The following is a 19,401-nucleotide window of genomic DNA, read 5'->3' on the forward strand; positions in this document are numbered from 1 at the left end:
TGGCGAGTTGCTCCATTTTGATATCTGTTTACTGATTACTGTTCCCTGATACCTGATTACTGCGCTAAAGACGTGACCTGAAACCGTAGACCGAGGGCGTTGATGACCTTAAGTACTGTGGCAAATTCTGGGTTGCCACTGTTAGACAAGGCTTTATAGAGACTTTCTCTGCCTAAGCCTGTTTCGCGGGCGATGTAAGTCATGCCTTTCGAGCGGGAAATATCCCCTAGAGCGGCAATAATTAGAGAGGGGTCGCCATCTTCTAAGGCGGCTTCTAGATACGCAATAATGTCTGCTTTCGTGTTGAGGTAGTCGGCGGCATCCCAAGGGGAAGTGGTTTCTACTGTCATCAGTTTACTCCTCTGAATTTCTAGATATTTCGTTAGATGTTTTGGGCGAGTTTTAAAGCTGTTTTAATGTCTCGCTGTTGGGTTTTCTTGTCTCCTCCTGCTAGTAAGAAAATAATTGTTTTTTCTCGTTCGACAAAGTAAACGCGATAACCGGGGTCATAGGTGATTCGTAGTTCTGATACGCCTTGACCGATGGGTTTAACATCGCCGGGATTTCCAAGGGACAAACGCCGAATCCGAATATTGATACGAGCTTTAGCTTGACGGTCTCGAAGGGATTCAAACCATTTTCGGTAGGTTTCTGTTTGGCGAATTTCCAGCATGGCTTAATTGTATCCCACAGGATACAAGGCGATCGCCCTTTACTTTCCCTTTTTAAAAGTTCCCCTCTTGGGAGGGACTAGGGGTGGGTTCTCGGTGGGTTGCATAACCTATCGAAACCCCTTCCTTATACGAAAAGCTTCCCCAAGGAAGGATGGTTAGGCAGTCATTTTGGTGTAGAGGTCAAAGAGTTTTTCGAGGCGATCGCCCATCCTACTAATCCTTTAAGACATCAGGATTTTTCATGGATTTTTTCTGATCTGAAGCAAGTCGTCGCTCAACTTTTTTGACATCTTCAGCAGGGGGTAATGATTCAGGACGAATACCTCTTTCTAGTAAAGTATTCCGAACTGCTTTGTTATTTGTGATGTGTTCCCTAGAAATTTGTGGTTCTGTACTCAGTTGGTTTTGCTGAGAATTAAAGATTGTGATTTCTGTTGCAAAATCCTTCGCTTTCAGGATAATTGTGGGTGCAAAGTCTGCGAGTGGTCTATTATTTGGGACTTTCCATTGAGCCTTCATTGCCTTTGTTGATTTACCAAATAAAGCCGTATCTCCTTTGCTGCGAATTGACGCAAAATTGCGATCACTGCCTGTTTGTTCGTAAATTACTCTGGAAAGTTCTTTTTCTGTTTTGGATAGTTTTTTTCGAGCAGAAACTCTCTCGGCTTCCAGTAAACGTTGTTCAATTAACTCTGCCTTTCTGGTTTGGATTGCAAAATAAGTTTGGGCAAAGGCAATTTCTTGTTTTTTAGGATCGCCGTTTTGAGCAATGAGGTAGCAGGCGTAACGGGTCAACATGATGTCATCTATCTGTCTTTGGCTCCCTGAGCCAAGTTCGACCATTTTCCCGACATCAGCAAAATGGTCTGCAACATCATGTCCTGAAATCTCACATGCTGTTTTAGCTTTGGAAACAACATTAAGAAAGTTGTCCCATTTTGCATACCCTAGGAGATACTGAAGGTCACGGGCTAGCCAGTATTCAATGCCGTTTTCGGTTTGCTGGGCATGGGCTTCAAAGTTCTCGGTAAGAGTCGTGACGGTGTCTTTTTGCATAGTTTCATTTTGATAGTGTCTTTGATTGTATCTTTTCCTCTGCAAGTTCCCCTCTTGGGAGGGGCTAGGGGTGGGTGGCATGACTTATCGAAACCCCTTCCGCTCTTCGAGCACCTTCCCCAAGGAAGGATTTTTAAGTTGTCATTTTGGTGTAGAGGTCAAAGAGTTTTTCAAGGCGTTCTGTGTCGTTTTTAAAGCGGCGACCAATGTAGATTCTTTCTAGGGTTTCGTCGTTGCGATCATGGGCTTCTCGCACTAAGGGAAATTCTTTGTCCATGCGCTTGGGGTCATACATATCGGCAATGGTGGCGGGAAAATATCGCTCTCTCGCTATTAAGATATCCTCCGCACAACGGGTCAAATCTTTTTTGTTTTGTTCCGTGAGAGTAGGCACAGGAAAGGTATTCCAACCAAGGGTATTTGAATAGCGAAAATCTGTTTTTAGCTTGCCGCACACCGTCCCAATCCAAACTAAATGCAACCGCGATGCAATCAATGCCATATTCCACAACGGCGCATCAAACATTGCGAATGCCAAATCACTCACAATCGAACCGGAGTTAAGCAATCCAACGGGTAGATAGTCCCGTGTTTCGGAAGATACTTTTGGAATGATTGTCACAATTTCAGAGCCAGTCTGACGTATTTCGCCGAACCGAAAAGGAAAATTTGCGAGTTCCTTAGTAGTTGATCGATTAGATTTTTTACGTTTTTCTGCAACAGATTTAAAGCGACTATCTAGCCACTTATTTTCAACCTTTTCTACATCAGCCGCTGATATCCAAACACATCTTCTTTCAAGTCCTCTAATGTATTCTCTTGCTCCTAAAAAAGGACGAATATATAGTGGGTCAACTTTAAATTCATTAATTGCTTGCTTCGCTTCAGAAAAATCAAGTGTAAGGAAGCCTCCGTCATTCGCCATATTGCCAAAGCTCATCTCACTAATTTGCGATAAAGGTTGATTAGATGAATTGACAATGACATTTGGAGCAGCGACTAAATAGGCGTTGATATGCTCTGTTTCTTGAAGTACTACTTGTCTATCTTGATCTAGGGAAAATAATTTTCGATTTGCTGTAGAGTCCAAACTAATTCCAATAATTGCGACAGTAACTCCGGCATTATGACTAGCAAGATTTGCCCACTTGAAACTCGTAAAGGCAAAGACAATTTCATGTTTAGTTTGAAAAATCAACTTCCATAAATTTTCGACTTGCCGTCCTTGACAAATTGAGTTTGTAGAAACAAAAGCCGCTGTCATTTGGGTCTGTGTACCATAATCTGCCGCTTTCATGAACCAACCCGCTACGTAATCCAGCGACTTCCACTTTTTCGTCCTCCCTGCAAAAATTTGCTCTAGATCATTCTTCTGTTCTTTTGATTGCCACTGACTTCCTAAATAGGGTGGATTTCCACAGATATAGGTTTCGCCGCCTTCATTTTCAAAATCAATCTCCGCTTCGTCCTTCGTTTCCTGCCACACATCCAGATCTTCCCGCTGAACCTGAACCCCTTTTTCCGTCGGTGGACAAAGACTCAACCAATCCAACCGCAACGCATTGCCACAGGTAATCCAGTTCTCAGCCTTGAGCGGCAAAAACAACAAATTCGCCTGCTGTTCCCCCAGATAAACCACATTGCACTGATACTCCGCGATCACCAACGCTAACCGCGCCACCTCACAGGAAAAATGCCGAATCTCAATGCCCCGAAAATTCGTTAACGGAATCACCGACTCCCGTGCTGCGTCCCCCCGCCGTCGATTAATTTCCGCCTCGATCGCCCGCATTTCCTTATAGGCAATCACCAAAAAATTCCCTGACCCACAAGCCGGATCAAATACCCGAATTTTCGCCAACCGTTTCCGCAGATTGAGCAACTTCCGAGCATTGTCCCCCGCCGCTTCTAGCTGTTCCCGCAAATCATCCAGAAACAAAGGATTTAGCACCTTAAGAATATTCGGCACACTCGTGTAGTGCATCCCCAAAGTGCCCCGCTCATCCTCATCGGCGATCGCCTGAATCATCGACCCAAAAATATCAGGATTAATCTTTTGCCAATTCAGATTTCCCACATGAATGAGATACGAACGCGCAATCTTCGTAAAACGCGGCACAGATAGATCATCACAAAACAAACCCCCATTCACATAAGGAAACCCATTCGCCCAATTCTTAATCCCCTGTACTTCCCGCTGATCCAGGGCGATCGCCATCGCCCGAAACAACTCCCCGATCACCTCATGAGTATTCGAGCCATCCGCCGCACTCATCTTTGCCACAGTCTGAGTAAATAGCCCTTCCCCGTGGAAAATATTCGTATCCTCCGCAAAAAAGCAGAAGATTAGCCGCGCCATAAAATGATTAAACCCTTCCTGCCGCTGTTCCCAGTCCGGATTTTCCCGCAGTAGCTCCACATAGAGCCGATTTAGCCGAGAAGTTGCTTTGATATCAAACGCATTTTCCCGAATCTGCCGCACCGTCGTGATGCCCGCCAACGGCAAAAAGAAACCAAAATAATCCGCGAAATCAACAAAAGAACAGGCGATCGTTTCCCCATCATTGAGATTTTCCGCCTCTAGATCCTGCCCATCCGTCGCCAGAATAAACTTTGCCTTATATTTTTTTGTCGCCTTACTGTCCTGCAATTCCTTGAGCGTTGCCGTCACCTGTCCCGCTTCACACACCTTGAGGTGAATATTATTGCGCTGGAGCACCCCGCCGATATCCGATTGGTTCGAGCTATTTTTCTTACTTTTTAGCCGCTTAATCGTGGTCTTTTTATTACCAAATGCCTCTAAAAACTGAAACGGAAAAGCTACTGAGTCAAAAGGTTCTGCCGCCAACCGAGAAACCGCTTCTTCAATCTCTACCGCATTCATCGTCTGTTCTCCCGATCACGCATCTTCGTGAGCAATACCCACCCTATCAATCCTAATGAATTATGGGACGGCGATCGCCCTTTACTTTCCCTTTTTAAAAGTTCCCCTCTTGGGAGGGACTAGGGGTGGGTTCTCGGTGGGTTACATAACCTATCGAAACCCCTTCCTTATACGAAAAGCTTCCCCAAGGAAGGATGGTTAGGCAGTCATTTTGGTGTAGAGGTCAAAGAGTTTTTCGAGGCGATCGCCCGCTCTCTTACTTTTATAAAAGTTCCCCTCTTGGGAGGGACTAGGGGTGGGTTCTCAGTAGGTTACATAACCTATCGAAACCCCTTCCTTATACGAAAAGCTTCCCCAAGGAAGGATGGTTAGGCAGTCATTTTGGTGTAGAGGTCAAAGAGTTTTTCGAAGCATTTCATATCTGATGTCTGGTCACTGATAACTGATAACTGATAACTGATAACTGATACCTGATACCTGAAATCACTAGGTTCTATTACCACCAAAAAGAAATCATGTCACAATAAGTAAAGATGACTACCGAATCGTACGGAGGAGGTTTCCCGATGGTTGCTACGCCCCTTAAACCCGAGAAAAATCAAACCGAAAAAAGATTAACGATCCAGACAGAACAGATTAACGAAGACACCACCACAATTCGTTCCCTTGACTGGGATCGCGATCGCTTCGATATCGAGTTCGGTTTACAGAACGGAACCACCTACAACTCCTACATTATCCGTGGCGAAAAAATTGCCCTTGTGGATACCTCCCACGCCAAATTCCGCCAGCTTTACCTCGATGCCTTGACGGGGGAAATTGATCCCACCACCATTGATTACATCATTGTCAGTCATACCGAACCTGACCATAGCGGTCTGATCGCAGATGTGCTAAAACTTGCGCCCCAAGCGGTAATTGTCGGCGCGAAAGTTGCTATCAAATTTCTGAAAGATTTAGTTCATGATCCTTTTGAATTTATTCAGGTCAAAAGCGGCGATCGCCTCGATTTAGGCAAAGGTCACGATCTTGAATTTGTGAGTGCGCCTAACCTGCATTGGCCAGACACCATTTTCACCTACGATCCCAAAACCCTAACACTGTTTACCTGTGATGCCTTTGGATTGCACTATTGCTCCGCCGCGACCTACGACGATGATTTGAAGGCCATTACCCCAGATTATCGTTTTTATTACGAATGTTTGATGGCTCCCAATGCCCGCTCTGTCCTCAGTGCCATGAAGCGCATCGACAAGCTCGACAGCGAGATTACCCTCGTCGCCAATGGCCATGGCCCCCTCCTCAAACACAACACGAAGGAGTTGATGGAGTGGTATCGCGAGTGGAGTGAAGCCCAAACAAAGGGCGATAAAACCGCAGCAGTATTTTACGTTTCCGACTACGGCTATAGTGATCGAATTTCTCAGGCGATCGCCAAAGGCATTACCAAAGCAGGCGTTGCCGTAGAAATGGTGGATCTCAAAGTGGCAGATCCCCAAGATGTCCACGAAATTGTGGGTCGCGCCGCCGGTTTGGTGATCGGGATGCCGCCCCTCGATAGCGCTTACAATGACGAGCTCAGTAAAGCTGTCGGTACAATCCTCGCAGCCTCCAAAGATAAGCAGGTCTTCGGGATGTTTGAGTCCTACGGTGGTAACGATGAACCCATCGATCCACTCCTCATGAAATTCCGCGATACAGGTCTAACCACGGCTTTCGACTCCATTCGCGTGAAGACAGAACCCGACGAAGCCCTCTACCAACTCTGTGAAGAATCCGGTACAGACCTTGGTCAACTTTTAACCCAAAAAGAAAAACTAAAAGCTCGTAAATCCCTTGATAGCGATCTCGATAAAGCCATGGGTCGCATTAGCGGTGGCCTCTACATTCTGACCGCTCAAAAAGGTGATGTGAAAGGGGCAATGGTCGCCTCATGGGTGACCCAAGCTAGTTTTGAACCACCCGGATTTACCGTTGCGGTTGCGAAGGATCGTGCCATTGAATCTCTCATGCAAGTCGGCGATCGCTTTGTGCTAAATATCCTTGAAGAAGGCAAGTATCAAGGCTTAATGAAACATTTCCTCAAGCGTTTCCCACCCGGTGCGGATCGTTTTGAAGGCGTAAATGTTCAGATGGCAAAAAATGGTTCGCCGATTCTTGGGGAGGCGTTAGCCTATTTAGAATGCGAAGTGATGAGCCGTATGGAAGCGAGCGATCACTGGATTGTCTACAGCAAAGTAGAAACGGGCAGAGTCTCCAATCAAGAGGGCTTAACCGCAGTCCACCACCGGAAAGTGGGTAACTACTATTAAAAAAAAGAAAGCCGGATTTTCGCGCTAACTTGTAAAGGCATTTCGCGAAACGCCTCGACCAAACCGATAAGATCTAGTCCAATTCCACAATCCCTGACTTGAAATAGGTTGGGGATTTTTGCTGTGAAAATAAATAATTTGGCGATCGCCATGTGAGTAAAATCACTGAGATTAGGAGATATCCATCGAGAATATGCGTCACTCCAAACCCTGTGACAACGTGAGTAAATTCAGCCTGTTTGTCTTGGCACATCACCGAAAAAGCCGCAAGAGTTGACGATACTAAAGACATCAGCAAGCATTTCTTTTCTTTTGGAGTTCATCACATGGTTAGCGTCATCACTATTCTCCAGTTCACCTCCGCAATGTCTGCCGTCTGCTCGATTTACGCCGCAGTTTTAGGTTTTAGTGTGAAAGACGAAACTATCCAATCTCCCCGCCAGCAAAGCAAAGCAGGATGTATCCTCACTTACCGTGGTGTGAGCTACACGCGCTTCCCCGAAGAAAAAATTGAACTTGTTCGCCAGTCCCAGAAGCAAAACTAAAGGGAGCGACGCAAAACTTTCCCGTAGAATAAAAGAGATATCTGATTTTGCAATGTTGTGATGGTTTTCGACCCGTATCTCTGGCTGCATTTAGTGGGTTTGGCGCTACTGCCGCTCACCTTGGCATTAGTGGCGATCGCCCTAGCTTGGGGGATTCCGCTACCATTTTCTGTACTGGAGTTAGTCGCTATTGTTCTAGTCGGTGGTGTACCCGTGTGGGTGTTGCAAATTTTGCGCCCGTGGCAACCCTTCGGATTTTTGATTTTTCAGATTCCACCAGAACGGATGGATGAACGCCAAAAACAAATTTTGCGCCTCATTCAGGGCACGCGCCAACCGCTACTCAATGCCCTTGGTGCAGTGGTGATGGTGATTCTCCTTTGGCAAATTGCCCACTATTCTCCCCTCGCGACAGGTGTTAGCGAAGGATTTTTGCACTGGCGAATTATCGGCTTAGGATTGGCGATCGCCGGCTTTTTCTTAAGCAATGTGATTGTCCAAATGTCCCTGACCCTTTTACCAACATTATTCCTATCAGAAAGTACCGTCACAGCCATTGACCCTCACCCCAACGTAAGCATCCGCCGCGACTTTGCCTGCTGGGGTATCCCGATGGGACAGATTTTCCCCAGCGTTCGACTCTAGTTTTATCGCCACAAAAGCAACCTAGTCAGTTTCACTTCCCACATCTAACGTTTTAACAGTAATCACCTGAGGTGGCGTTGCATCGGGAGGATAGAAAAAATCAACCCGTGCATCCATTGTTTGATTTGGCGGAATATCTAAGGTTACAAGCGGTTGCCCCCGCTCACCGCGCCGCTGCACCAAATGATAATAATCAGTAACTTCATCTCCCCACATATCTGGGTAGCGGACTCGCACTGTGCCCCGGTAAAATACCCGATCCGGCGGCGTTTCAAAAAAAGTCAGGCGATCGCTAAACTGATTTTGCTTAATCGGTGTTTGGAAAATCAGCGAAACCTTTTGCGTCTCATCAGTGGCATTATGCAACGGAAACTGAAGATCATAATGGACTAAATAGTTGCCATGTCCCTCCCAAGCCGTATCCGGATAACGCACCAACATCGGCGCACTATGGACTTGCTCCGTATTAAAAGTACCAGTGCTCGTCGTACTAATGGGAAAAGAAACCGCCTTACCTACATCTGGAATGATAAATTTATTTTTATCTAAATTAGTAACAGTCGTATGCCACTGGGAACCAACAGAAACCCCAGCCACACGCCCATAAATGACTTGATTACTACTAGGGTTGGGAATCGGAGCAAGATCGCGAGGCTCCACTAATTTACCTGTAGTCAGGAGCGTACGCCATTCATCTAAAGACGGCGATCGCACAAAAGACTCACGGATAATTTTTGTCGGAATCCGGAATAAAGATTCATCAGCTTCACCTCGACCAAAATCAATCTCAAAGCCCTTCGAGTCAGACTCTAGCCCCTCCAACTCCGTTTCAACAGGTTTTTGGCGACGCTCCTCCTGAATGCGATCCCAAGCCTCTTCATCAACAACTTCACGCTCAATAAAATCTGTCACCTCATATTTAGCGAGATTAGCCAGATAAAGACCCCCATCACTCTCTAACTGCAAATAGGTTGAACGGGAGCTACTCGGCGGAATCGGTAAGCTAAATAAAATTTTTGTGCTGTAGGGGGGCACAGAAACCAGCTCAGGAAAGATTTCTTGGTTTTTCCCACGCAACAAATCACCCACTAAGCGCGAGCCCGGCCCAGAAAAAACATGACCATTAGGATCTTCGATAAAGGGAGGCAACTCACGAAAAGGGGCATCTTGACTATTGAGATAACTCAGCCCTTGCAAAATGCGAATACTACGGCGTTTGCCCGTGGGATTATTAACAATGAGACCTTGGTAGAGGGTTTTTGGGGTTCCGGCAGGGCGGGAAATGTGGTGGGTAAAAATATCAAAGCGCCCCTCCAAGGCTGCTTCGAGATGGGCATGGGGATACCTTTTAGTACTTTTGGGAAATGTCGATAGTAGAATACCTTCCTGGGTAATAATCTCAGGGCTATTGCTGTTAAAGACCGGCACTTGATTGAGCTCTCCCGGTAGGGGCAATACAGACTGATAATCTACTAATATCTTGGGCAACTCTGGCTCAAAGGCAGGGATATCTCGGTCAAGCTCCAGAAATTCTTCTAACTCTTCAATCGTTTCGGCTTCTTCTATCTCAGAAATTTCGGCGGTATTATCGGGGTCTGGGGACTCCTTTGCTTCCTCGTTTTCTTTAGGGAGTCGGCCAGCACTTTGGGCAATGACCGAGGTATCTTCAGAGGCCGTCGAAGACACGGGTATAACGTTCTTTGTCAATGACTCAGACAGATTAGGGGGCTGAGTTAGCAGAAAAGGCAAAAGAAGATCAAGCATTAATGTCTCAAACTGTCCAAAACAATAGATATTTTTTTATGTCACCACTGAGGAAATCGCAGTATTGATGATCTCTTATTCGGTAGAGCATGGGGCAAATCATCAAAGTTTTAAGGTTTTCTGTGTCATATTTTAGGCGGTTGTTGAAAGTTTTTGAGTTTCGCGAGTGTATGACTGTCGCTCTAGGGGAAAAGTTGCAGCAAAATTACAAAAAGACCTTTTCTTTGGCATTATGGTGTTTGGGGTTCTCTGGTGAGAATTTCCAGTGAAGTTTGGCGTAATGTTGAGATCTTTTCCTTTATTTTCCCTTGTTGACCGTTACATTATGGCGCAGCTGGTGTTGCCATTTTTGTTTGGTCTTGGTGTGTTTACGAGCCTTAGCCTATCCATTGGTGTGCTTTTTGATGTGATGCGCAAGGTCGTCGCCAATGAAATCACCTGGGCGATCGCCGGGCAGGTTTTAGTCCTACGCTTACCGGAGTATTTGGTGCTGGGCTTACCAATGGCTGTGCTCTTGGGGAGCTTGACGGCCTATAGTGGCCTTTCTTCCTTTAGTGAAATTATTGCGCTCCGTAGTGCTGGTTTTAAACCGATTCGTCTAATGGTTCCCTGTATTGTCGCTGGACTAATTGTCAGTGTTGTCACCTTTGGCCTCAACGATTTGGTTGTACCCACAACGACACGCCAAGCTTCTACCTTGATACAACAGGCCATTGGTGAGGACGTTAATGCTTTTAAGGAAAAAAATATTATCTATCCTGAATATCATCGCATCAAAAATGAGGCGGGCGATCGCCGCGAAGTCTTAAAAACACTCTTCTATGCAGAGCAATTCGACGGCGAAATTATGCAGCGATTGACAATTCTTGACCGTGCCGATGTGGATACGAGTCTAGTAATTACGGCTAATTCGGCGCAGTGGCATCCGAGTTCCCAGGGGTGGCAAATTCAACAGGGCAGCATTTATCAAATTGATAAAAATGGGTCTTTTAATAGTATTCGTCAGTTTGAAACGGAATTTTTAGACATCTCGGAAGCTCCACTTGTTTTGGCGACACGCTGTCAAAATGTCAATGAAATGAGTTTAGATGTCATTGATCTCTGTTTAGATAGCCTGAAGCTCAGCCGTAACCAAAAAAAGATCCGGACGCTACAGGTCACCAAGCAAGAAAAGTTTGCGATTCCCTTTGTCTGTGTGGTTTTTGCCGTGGTTGGGGCGGCGATCGGTTTGCGTCCTCAAAATGCCAGTCGCGCCACTAGTGTTGGTTTATCAGTCGCGATTGTGTTTGCCTATTATTTAATTTCAGTAATTTCCACTTCGATGGGAGTTTGGGGTACGGTAACGCCCTTCGTTGGAACATGGCTACCTAATGCTTTAGGTTTAGGAGCTGCAGCTTTAATCCTATGGCGCACTGGCTAGTCTAGATTTAGAAAATCGGTGTAGGATTGCAAGCAATAGTGCAAAACTTTGACTAGGCTTCGCGGTTTGAGTGATTCCGAGGACAAGGGATTTTTAGTGATTTTTTACGAGCTGCAGAGTTTGCATTAGCGATCCACCACAAGTTGAACGACTCTCTTCCGAGCTGCACCAAAATATGCAGGATTATTGCAATCAAGATGATATCGAAATTCTTTCGCCAAACTACGCGCGCAATGGGCGACAGCAATCATTCCACTATGCCAGCAGACGACCAAGTACTGGGCTTTAATTTACCCCCCCTCGGTAATTTATTTCAGGTTGACCTCCGAGATGAATCATGGCAAAAAATAGCAGTCAAACAAAACTTGTTTTTCAGTCAAAATCGGAAAAAGAAAAAGAAAAAAAGAACGCCCTTGTCAATGTAGTAATTTCGAATAAAGTCTAGAGTGATCCATTTCCTTCCTTGGGGAAGGTATCCACAGGGGGGAAGGGGTTTCGATAGGTTGCGTAATGTACTGGCAACCCACCGCCCTTTCAAGGGGGAGAACCTTCTCATTCTTATTCAAAATATCTATAAAAGCGCTCAAATGTTTTTGTGCTTAAATTTTGCTGTAAACGTCAAAGTTATTCCGCGAGCCAGCGCACAGCGTCTTTAGCGTGGTAGGTCAAAATTAAATCTGCTCCTGCTCGCTTAAAGCTCATCAGGGTTTCGAGCACGACTTTTTTTTCGTCAATCCAACCGTTCAGGGCGGCGGCTTTTACCATGGAATATTCACCGGAAACGTTGTAGGCCGCCACGGGCAGATTACTCATTTCCTTAATGCGACAAATAATATCCATGTAGGACAAGGCTGGTTTAACCATCACGATATCTGCGCCTTCCATAATGTCTAGTTCGACTTCTTTGAGGGCTTCGCGGGAGTTGGCGGGATCCATTTGATAGGTGCGGCGATCGCCAAACTGGGGCGCAGACTCAGCAGCATCGCGGAAGGGGCCATAATAACCAGAAGAATATTTGGCCGAGTAGGCCATGATCGGTATATCCTGAAAACCCGCTCCATCAAGACCTTCGCGAATTGCTGCCACAAAACCATCCATCATGCCCGATGGCGCAATAATATCTGCCCCTGCCTTTGCTTGGGAAATGGCGGTTTTCTTCAGAAGTTCGAGGGTCGGATCGTTTAATACGCGTCCCGTTAAATCACCTGTTTCGAGGTAGCCACAGTGGCCATGGGGTGTATATTCACAGAGGCAAGTGTCGGCCACAACTGTCATTTCAGGAATCGCTTCTTTAATGGCCGTAGCTGCTTTTTGGACAATGCCGCAATCATGCCAAGCACCTGTGGCTTCAACATCTTTGTCGGTGGGAATCCCAAACAAAATGACCGCAGGAATACCTAGTTCCCAAACTTCCTTGGCTTCGTCCACAATTTTATCGATGGATAGCTGATAGACACCGGGCATGGAAGAGACTTCCTTCGCAAAGGATTCGCCCGGCACAGCAAACAAAGGGTAGATCATGTCATTTGCGGTTAAGGTCGTCTCTCGCACCATCCGGCGGAGGGAATCGCTTTGACGCAGACGGCGGGGACGCATTGAAGGGAACATAGGTACTAAATTCTAAATAAAAGCGAAAAATAAAAAATGACTTCTAGCTAGTGTAAAGCGATCGCCCACAATCCCTTACGCAAACGTAACAGTCCTCAATGATTTGCAAAGAATTTAGGCTCTGGCTGATGTTGAGTCTACTGGTTTGCTCTTGTGGAGTAGCGAGGGCAACTTTTTCCTGCACGCAGATTGGGAAGAATCGTTTCTAACCTGAGTTCGGTTTAAGAATGGTCTAGGATGACGACGCGGTGAAAGGGAGAGCGAGTGATGGGGAGATTTTTCATTCGAATAATTCTAATGCGGGTGTCCGTTGATATCCCGTGCCTCCCTATCCCAATGTCCCCGTGTCTCCTTTTCCCTGAAGCATTGAGGCGAAATCCTTAACCCAAACTGAGGTTTTCTAGCTCAATCTCCACACCGGGTAGATCCGGCAGCTCTTTAAAGGTCGAGGCTCCCATGGCGGGGCTAGGCGATCGCCAACAAAAAAGCGACAAACCCACAAACAGTGCAGCGAAACAAACAACAAAAACCCATAGCAAACCCAACCCATGTTGCTATCGAAAATCATGATGGCCAGATTTTTCGACAAGATCAAACAGTTTCAGGAAGCTTCAGTTAACCTTCGGCACATTCTCAGTAACATCATAGATAAAACAGCCAGAAAACCATCGGCTCGTCGCGAGTCGATAAGTTTCCTTACTACTTTCACTACCGCCACTCGTGACCGCACTCAGATCTTCGAGAATAGAGCGAATTAAGGGTAATGGTTGCTCAACTTTAACGGTATTGGTCTCAAGATTAGAAAATTGTCTATCGAGTTGCGCCTGAAATTTCGTAAAGGGATCAATACTGCCAATCCAATACACTTGCCAGCGACCAGCCGGACGTTGGGGAATAAAGGTAAGCTCAGGGCTTTTACCAGCATTCACTTCTACCTGTAATGGATTTTGGGTGGTGAGTAGGATAATTTCCTGTTTGGGACTGACCGCTAAACCAATAAAATTAATCGTTGCGTTGCCTAAATTTTTGTACTGGAACGTCAGGGTTTCGCTAGGTTTGACCTTAACCGCCTGAAACTTCGGGGCTTGGGCAATACTAACGGGTGAAACTTTCTGAATTAGCGGCGATCGCTTGGGTTGGAGACGATTAAAGCTGACTTGAGTCTGTAACGTCGAACTTGTTTCGTTCACCAGTAGTCGTAGCCATTTCAACGCCAATAACTGTTCAAGGGTAGGCTGCAAATTCTCCACAGAAGACTTAATGGCCTGATTACTCTCCATGGGAAATAGGGCAGGTAAGGGTTGACCACTCAGGGAAAATAGATTGTAGCCCGCATCAAAAATATAGTCTGCCCATTCAGAAGGATTCCCCACATTAGCAACGGTTGCAATGCCGGCAAAGGCACTGGTCGCGTCAACCCTCTCAATGCGACTGAGATGATCACTGAGGGAAATACGTAGGGTGAGATTACGAGGTAGTACCCGTAAATTTTCCTGGAGTGGTGTATCTGGTGTTGGGGCTGTGTCGTTGGTCTTTGCCTGGGCAGAAAGGCCATTTTTTGTGGTGATCACCAGTATTTTTGGCTCGGCTTCAATGGTTTTTACTTCGCTTTCTGGGGCGATCGCCTGCAATACTTCCGGCGAATAGCCGAGCAAACTAACTTCCGTTAAACTCCCTTCAGTATTGACCACATGCCCAGCACTGGGCAGCATAACTCGAGTCGGGATTAAACCATAAAGGGGCAGGTTGTTTTCCGCAAAATTAGGGACAGGACGCTCTTCGGGCAGAATTTGTAACTGCTGATATCGAAAATTCAGAAAAGTATTGGCCTCAGCGACCGTCGCCTTCGGATTAACCGCCGCCAAATATTGCGCCAAAGTCACCGTAAATAAACCAACATTTGTCCCATTAATAGCAAATTCTTTACCGCCAGTGAGCTGTGCCGCACTAAGCTTTAGCAGAGATTTGCCCTTGAGATTTCGCTGGAGTAAATTCCGTTGTAGCTGTTCTGCAATGGCGATTTCTGAAGGATTAGCACTACCAGACAAGGGTTTCGGGTAGGCTCTCCCACGCAAATACTGATACTCTCCCCTAGGCAATGGCTCAAAACTAGTATCTAAGACCAACACCGACTGGGCGACATTCAGCGATCGCATAAAACCTTCAATGGTCGAGACGGCGATCGCATTATTAATCACAGCCTTAGATTTGCCCAGTACACCATCGACAGGCATCAAAGCATTAATCGCTTTTCCCTGGGTCGTTGTAATCGTGGTGCCATAGCCACTAAAGTGAACGAGCAAAAAGTCCTCTGGTGTCAGCAGATCCTTCAGTTGCTTTTGAAAGGCTGTAAAAATATTTTCGCGATTAGCCGTTTCATTTTTTAAGACAAAAATATCCGCAGGGTCAAGACCAAAACGATGGATCAAAAGCCGCTTTTGAATATTAATATCAACGGCACAACCCGCCAGATCATCCGCATCGGGATAACGGTCAATACCAATCAGGAGCGCAAACTTGCGCCCAGAAAATTTATCGAGGGCTTGAGCATAACGGCCAACTTCACCTCGAAATCCTCGGTCAAAAAGACCAAGGGATAATAGAGTTAATCCTAACCCTTGTAAGAAGCTGCGTCGATCCAATCTCATCTTGAACTGTGGCCCTTGAGAATCCTGATATCAGACTACCAGCCATCTTTGTATCTGACTACTGCCCAGATGCATAAAAGCATTTAACTTCAAGATAATTCAAGTAATGCTCTATGCCAGACTTAGGCTTTGTTTGAACGGGACTGACGGGACTCGAACCCGCGACCTCCTGCGTGACAGGCAGGCATTCTAACCAGCTGAACTACAGTCCCCAGTGGTTTAAGTCACTTTTAATAATATATTCACAGAAAAAATTTATGTCAACCCCCTAAAGCAAAAAAAATATTGCTGTAGTGGTTAGAAATCAAGTAGGGCGATCGCCTTGAGCAGGGTAACGAAGCCTTAGGATTAGGACACAGATGCCTTCCCGAATCTCCGCTCCCGTTTTTGAAAGGCGAGTAAGGCTTGATGAAATTCGTGCTTATCAAAGTCTGGCCAAAGGGTTGGTGTCACATAAATCTCGCTATAGGCCATCTGCCACAGGAGAAAATTACTGAGGCGCATTTCGCCACTGGTGCGAATCAACAGATCAGGATCAGGAATGCCACGGGTATATAAATGATTGTCGATGAGATTTTCGTCAATATCCGCCGGATCCAATTCCCCCGCCGCAACTTTTACGGCGATCGCCCGACAAGCCTGTACGAGTTCCTGCCGACCACCATAGTTTGTCGCGACAGTAAACTGAATACCAGTATTATCTTTCGTTTGTAAAACCGAGCGCTGAATTTCCTCCTGGAGCGAATAGGGGAGGGAAGTCAAATCGCCCACAAAACGAATTTGAATACCCTTTTGCGCCCAAATCTTAATTTCGCGGCGCAGCACCTTTTCAAATAGCGCCATTAAAAATTCCACCTCCGCAGGGGGACGACGCCAATTTTCCGTTGAAAAAGCATATACCGTTAAAGCCCCCACCCCCCAATCTTGACAATAGGTCAAAATATTGCGAATCGTGTCTACCCCCCGCTGGTGACCCATGATGCGCGGTAATCCCCGTTGCTTACCCCAGCGGCCGTTGCCATCCATGATGACGGCAATATGTTGAGGTAATTTATTTGGATCAAGATCAATGGGCAGAGGATAAGCCATAACGCGAGCAAACTTTTTAGTACGGATAAATACGAACAAAAATAATCTACAAATAGCCAAGTGTAATCTACGGAATTAAGAAAAAAAGAAAGCACTTCAATCCTTGTCTACCGTGGAGGACGGTAACCGCAAAAAACGCTCTAGCAAAACTCTACCCTGAAAACTTAACTGTCGACTGATCCGCCCAAGATCCGGGGTGACAGATTCATGATCGCTAGGGGTAAAGTATTCGGCCAATAGTTCTTTTAGTTTGCTACTCGTTAGAGGTCGGTTTAGATTGCCACGCTCAGCTAAGGAAATGGAGCCTGTTTCTTCGGAGACAACAACACAAACGCAATGTTCAACGCGCTCTGTGATCCCCATGGCCGCCCGGTGCCTTGTGCCCAACTGTCGTGATGCTGATTTTTCGGAGAGGGGCAAAATTACGCCAGCGGCCACGATACGTGAACCGCTAATAAAAACAGCGCCGTCATGGAGCAATGTGCTGGTCTGAAAAATGGTTTGGAGGAGTTCTTTGGAAATTTCGGCATTAAGGATCACGCCGGGAACGGAGAAATCTTTTTCGTCCATGGGCGTTATCGTTTCGATCACCAGCAACGCACCAGTCCGGTTTTGGGACAGGCTTTTAATGGCTTCAACGATACTGTCGAGTAAATTGTCTTCGGTCGCAATCACCCGTACGGGCGAAGGTCGCAAGAGACTGACAATATCTCCTCGTCCAATGCGTTCTAGTAAACGTCTCAACTGGGATTGAAAAACAATGGCGATCGCCACAGCAGAGATGAGCACCAATTTATCGAGGATCGCTTCGACATAACCAAACTGGGCAAGGTGAGCCACTTTTTCGGCAATAATTAGCACTAAAAAACCGCGTACGACCCACAACGTACGTCGCTCTTCAATGACAAACAATGCCACGTAGATCAGGAATAAAGTCAGCGCAATATCAACGCTATAGAAAAGCCAACTCGGCATCTGCGATAACCGCTACCTCTGCATAACCGACAAACCTGCGGTTAGACTCTATCATGGCATAGAGCCCCACGATGAATGCTATTAATTTTGCTGGGTTTCGTCGGATCATGCCATTTTGATTCAGCAAATTTAATGCTTGTTTTTTCTTAAGTTTTGCTTTTACGTTTTTGGGAACTCCAGTCGGTTTTAAGCGTCTTTAGACAAATTTAGAAAATGTTAAAAGACCTAAAAAAAGGCGATCGCCTGACAACGATCACCCCTTTGAATTTCTCGAATTTTGATTAGAACTTGAGCAAATCAGTAATGACCGACTCACGCTTTAAATTTGGCGTAAACGCTCCGGCAAACAATCTTGGCGAACTAAATCATCATAGGTTTCCCGACGAATAATCACTTGAGCTTCCCCTTCATTGACCAGTACTGCCGCAGGACGACCAATACGGTTGTAGTTAGATGCCATACTGTAGTTGTAGGCTCCCGTATCAAGGACAACGAGAATATCGCCGGGCTGGGGTGTCGGCAGTCGCGCATCTTTAATCACAACATCGCCAGACTCGCAGTGTTTACCCGCCACAGTAACCGTTTCATTGCACTCATCAGACATGCGGTTTGCAACGACAGAACGATACAAAGATTGATAGGTAATCGGGCGGGGGTTGTCAGACATGCCGCCATCAACCGAAACGTAGGTACGAATTTCAGGGACGACTTTGCGGCTACCCACGGTATAAGCCGTGATGCAAGCAGTACCCACCAGGGAACGGCCGGGTTCAACAATCAGTTTTGGCAACCCAACACCATACTTTAGACAGGCAGCTTCTAGGGACTCAGCCACATTACGACACCAAGCTTCAATACTTGGGGGATCATCAGACTCGGTATAACGAATGCCTAAGCCACCACCGAGGTTGAGGATTTCAAGGTTAAGGCCGTATTCGCCGGCTTTTTTTAGCCAGCCAGCCAGTACATCACCGAGATCTTTGTGGGGCTGTTGTTCAAAGATCTGGGAACCGATATGGGCATGGAGACCGATGCAGTTGAGGTAGTCATGGCGACCAACCAGGGTAAAGGTTTCTTCGATTTGGTTGGGATCAAAGCCAAATTTACTGTCGAGGTGGCCGGTACGAATATATTCGTGGGTATGGCATTCGATGCCGGGAGTGAGGCGCAAAATGATATTGGCAGTTGCTTGGCGATCGCCGGTAATTTCTGCCAGCATTTCTAGCTCAAGGAAATTATCAACAATAATGGTAACGCCGCTATCGAGGGCGAAGTTTAGCTCCTCGCGGGACTTGTTATTACCGTGAAAATAGATCTTTGTCGGGCTAATGCCAGCCTGTAAAGTCGTGTAGATTTCACCGCCAGACACCACATCAAAGCCCAAACCTTCACTATCCACAATGGCGCAAATTGCCATACAGCTCCAAGCTTTAGAAGCATAAATCGCAAGGGATTCACCGGAATAATATTTTTGGAGGCTCTCACGATATTGACGACAAGTGGTGCGGAGGGTGTGCTCATCGAGAATGTAGAGCGGGGAGCCATATTTTTCCACCAGCTCAACAACATCACAACCACCGACAACTAAATGATCTTGGTCATTCACCGTCGCCGTTAAGGGCATTAAGCTTTGGTTTGGGGAAAGGGTTTCGGGGTTTTCTGGCAAATATTGCCGTCCCGTATTTGCGGTAGATTCGACAGTTAACATAAGCGTTGGTTTAGATAATTTCCATAACGAATAAAGTTAATTAAGCAGTGTAAGGTATGAATTGATTCCTGTA

General features: G+C 46.2%; 15 protein-coding genes and 1 tRNA gene. 4 read left to right on the plus strand and 12 right to left on the minus strand.

Annotated elements, in window-relative coordinates; all coding sequences use genetic code 11:
* Positions 1-56: 56 nt before the first annotated feature.
* From NIES208_RS08940 to NIES208_RS08955, 4 genes are all read right to left on the minus strand, one after another.
* Entirely contained in the window at positions 57-350 is a 294-nt protein-coding gene (locus NIES208_RS08940; protein WP_075891880.1) for an addiction module antidote protein, read from the minus strand.
* 32 nt (positions 351-382) lie between these two features.
* Complete coding sequence (locus NIES208_RS08945) at positions 383-673, minus strand: type II toxin-antitoxin system RelE/ParE family toxin (protein ID WP_075891882.1); 291 nt, start codon at positions 671-673, stop codon at positions 383-385.
* 214 nt (positions 674-887) lie between these two features.
* Complete coding sequence (dinD, locus tag NIES208_RS08950; RefSeq protein WP_075891884.1) at positions 888-1,730, minus strand: DNA damage-inducible protein D; 843 nt, start codon at positions 1,728-1,730, stop codon at positions 888-890.
* 133 nt (positions 1,731-1,863) lie between these two features.
* Entirely contained in the window at positions 1,864-4,614 is a 2,751-nt protein-coding gene (locus NIES208_RS08955) for a class I SAM-dependent DNA methyltransferase (RefSeq protein WP_075891886.1), read from the minus strand.
* Positions 4,615-5,180: 566 nt separating this feature from the next.
* Here NIES208_RS08955 and NIES208_RS08960 point away from each other — a divergent pair.
* The gene (locus NIES208_RS08960; RefSeq protein ID WP_075891888.1) at positions 5,181-6,926 is read left to right on the plus strand and encodes a diflavin flavoprotein; all 1,746 of its coding nucleotides are present in this window, start codon (positions 5,181-5,183) and stop codon (positions 6,924-6,926) included.
* Positions 6,927-6,999: 73 nt separating this feature from the next.
* On the opposite strand, the gene NIES208_RS18585 is transcribed toward NIES208_RS08960, so the two are convergent.
* Positions 7,000-7,218: a hypothetical protein gene (locus tag NIES208_RS18585; protein ID WP_139325023.1), complete on the minus strand. Its 219-nt coding sequence runs from the start codon at positions 7,216-7,218 to the stop codon at positions 7,000-7,002.
* Positions 7,219-7,252: 34 nt separating this feature from the next.
* Between NIES208_RS18585 and NIES208_RS08965 the strand changes: the two genes are divergently transcribed.
* Positions 7,253-7,471, plus strand: coding sequence for a hypothetical protein (locus tag NIES208_RS08965; protein WP_075891890.1), 219 nt, complete (start codon positions 7,253-7,255; stop codon positions 7,469-7,471).
* Positions 7,472-7,531: 60 nt separating this feature from the next.
* Positions 7,532-8,116, plus strand: a complete 585-nt coding sequence (locus NIES208_RS08970; protein WP_075891892.1) for a low-complexity tail membrane protein — start codon at positions 7,532-7,534, stop codon at positions 8,114-8,116.
* A gap of 21 nt (positions 8,117-8,137) precedes the next feature.
* On the opposite strand, the gene NIES208_RS08975 is transcribed toward NIES208_RS08970, so the two are convergent.
* The gene (locus NIES208_RS08975; RefSeq protein WP_235641362.1) at positions 8,138-9,802 is read right to left on the minus strand and encodes a DUF3370 domain-containing protein; all 1,665 of its coding nucleotides are present in this window, start codon (positions 9,800-9,802) and stop codon (positions 8,138-8,140) included.
* A 358-nt stretch (positions 9,803-10,160) separates the two neighbouring features.
* On the opposite strand from NIES208_RS08975, the gene NIES208_RS08985 reads away from it, so the two are divergent.
* On the plus strand, positions 10,161-11,300 hold the full coding sequence (locus NIES208_RS08985; RefSeq protein WP_075891898.1) for an LptF/LptG family permease: 1,140 nt from the start codon (positions 10,161-10,163) through the stop codon (positions 11,298-11,300).
* A 624-nt stretch (positions 11,301-11,924) separates the two neighbouring features.
* Here the strand turns inward: NIES208_RS08985 and hemB are convergent.
* The 6 genes from hemB to lysA form a co-directional block, all read right to left on the minus strand.
* Positions 11,925-12,908, minus strand: a complete 984-nt coding sequence (gene hemB, locus NIES208_RS08995; protein WP_075891902.1) for a porphobilinogen synthase — start codon at positions 12,906-12,908, stop codon at positions 11,925-11,927.
* Between the two features lie 611 nt (positions 12,909-13,519).
* Positions 13,520-15,556, minus strand: coding sequence for a caspase family protein (locus tag NIES208_RS09000; RefSeq protein ID WP_075891904.1), 2,037 nt, complete (start codon positions 15,554-15,556; stop codon positions 13,520-13,522).
* Between the two features lie 138 nt (positions 15,557-15,694).
* Positions 15,695-15,768 (minus strand) — tRNA-Asp (locus tag NIES208_RS09005).
* A gap of 136 nt (positions 15,769-15,904) precedes the next feature.
* Positions 15,905-16,645, minus strand: coding sequence for an isoprenyl transferase (locus NIES208_RS09010; protein ID WP_075891906.1), 741 nt, complete (start codon positions 16,643-16,645; stop codon positions 15,905-15,907).
* Between the two features lie 96 nt (positions 16,646-16,741).
* Entirely contained in the window at positions 16,742-17,620 is an 879-nt protein-coding gene (gene cdaA, locus NIES208_RS09015) for a diadenylate cyclase CdaA (protein ID WP_075891908.1), read from the minus strand.
* Between the two features lie 319 nt (positions 17,621-17,939).
* Positions 17,940-19,328 carry a diaminopimelate decarboxylase gene (lysA, locus tag NIES208_RS09020; RefSeq protein WP_075891910.1) on the minus strand — a complete coding sequence of 463 codons (1,389 nt, stop codon included), beginning with the start codon at positions 19,326-19,328 and terminating at the stop codon, positions 17,940-17,942.
* Between the last annotated feature and the right edge of the window lie 73 nt (positions 19,329-19,401).

The sequence above is a fragment of the [Limnothrix rosea] IAM M-220 genome, assembly GCF_001904615.1.
Taxonomy (GTDB): Bacteria; Cyanobacteriota; Cyanobacteriia; order Cyanobacteriales; family MRBY01; genus MRBY01.

What these genes read in the sequence shown, in the direction of transcription:
- NIES208_RS09000 (WP_075891904.1), bottom strand. Translation starts at nt 15,556, where the DNA reads ATGAGATTGGATCGACGCAGCTTCTTACAAGGGTTAGGATTAACTCTA.
- NIES208_RS08955 (WP_075891886.1), bottom strand. Translation starts at nt 4,614, where the DNA reads ATGAATGCGGTAGAGATTGAAGAAGCGGTTTCTCGGTTGGCGGCAGAA.
- lysA (WP_075891910.1), bottom strand. Translation starts at nt 19,328, where the DNA reads ATGTTAACTGTCGAATCTACCGCAAATACGGGACGGCAATATTTGCCA.
- hemB (WP_075891902.1), bottom strand. Translation starts at nt 12,908, where the DNA reads ATGTTCCCTTCAATGCGTCCCCGCCGTCTGCGTCAAAGCGATTCCCTC.
- NIES208_RS08965 (WP_075891890.1), top strand. Translation starts at nt 7,253, where the DNA reads ATGGTTAGCGTCATCACTATTCTCCAGTTCACCTCCGCAATGTCTGCC.
- NIES208_RS08940 (WP_075891880.1), bottom strand. Translation starts at nt 350, where the DNA reads ATGACAGTAGAAACCACTTCCCCTTGGGATGCCGCCGACTACCTCAAC.
- NIES208_RS08985 (WP_075891898.1), top strand. Translation starts at nt 10,161, where the DNA reads ATGTTGAGATCTTTTCCTTTATTTTCCCTTGTTGACCGTTACATTATG.
- dinD (WP_075891884.1), bottom strand. Translation starts at nt 1,730, where the DNA reads ATGCAAAAAGACACCGTCACGACTCTTACCGAGAACTTTGAAGCCCAT.
- NIES208_RS18585 (WP_139325023.1), bottom strand. Translation starts at nt 7,218, where the DNA reads ATGTCTTTAGTATCGTCAACTCTTGCGGCTTTTTCGGTGATGTGCCAA.
- NIES208_RS08960 (WP_075891888.1), top strand. Translation starts at nt 5,181, where the DNA reads ATGGTTGCTACGCCCCTTAAACCCGAGAAAAATCAAACCGAAAAAAGA.
- NIES208_RS08945 (WP_075891882.1), bottom strand. Translation starts at nt 673, where the DNA reads ATGCTGGAAATTCGCCAAACAGAAACCTACCGAAAATGGTTTGAATCC.
- cdaA (WP_075891908.1), bottom strand. Translation starts at nt 17,620, where the DNA reads ATGCCGAGTTGGCTTTTCTATAGCGTTGATATTGCGCTGACTTTATTC.
- NIES208_RS09010 (WP_075891906.1), bottom strand. Translation starts at nt 16,645, where the DNA reads ATGGCTTATCCTCTGCCCATTGATCTTGATCCAAATAAATTACCTCAA.
- NIES208_RS08970 (WP_075891892.1), top strand. Translation starts at nt 7,532, where the DNA reads ATGGTTTTCGACCCGTATCTCTGGCTGCATTTAGTGGGTTTGGCGCTA.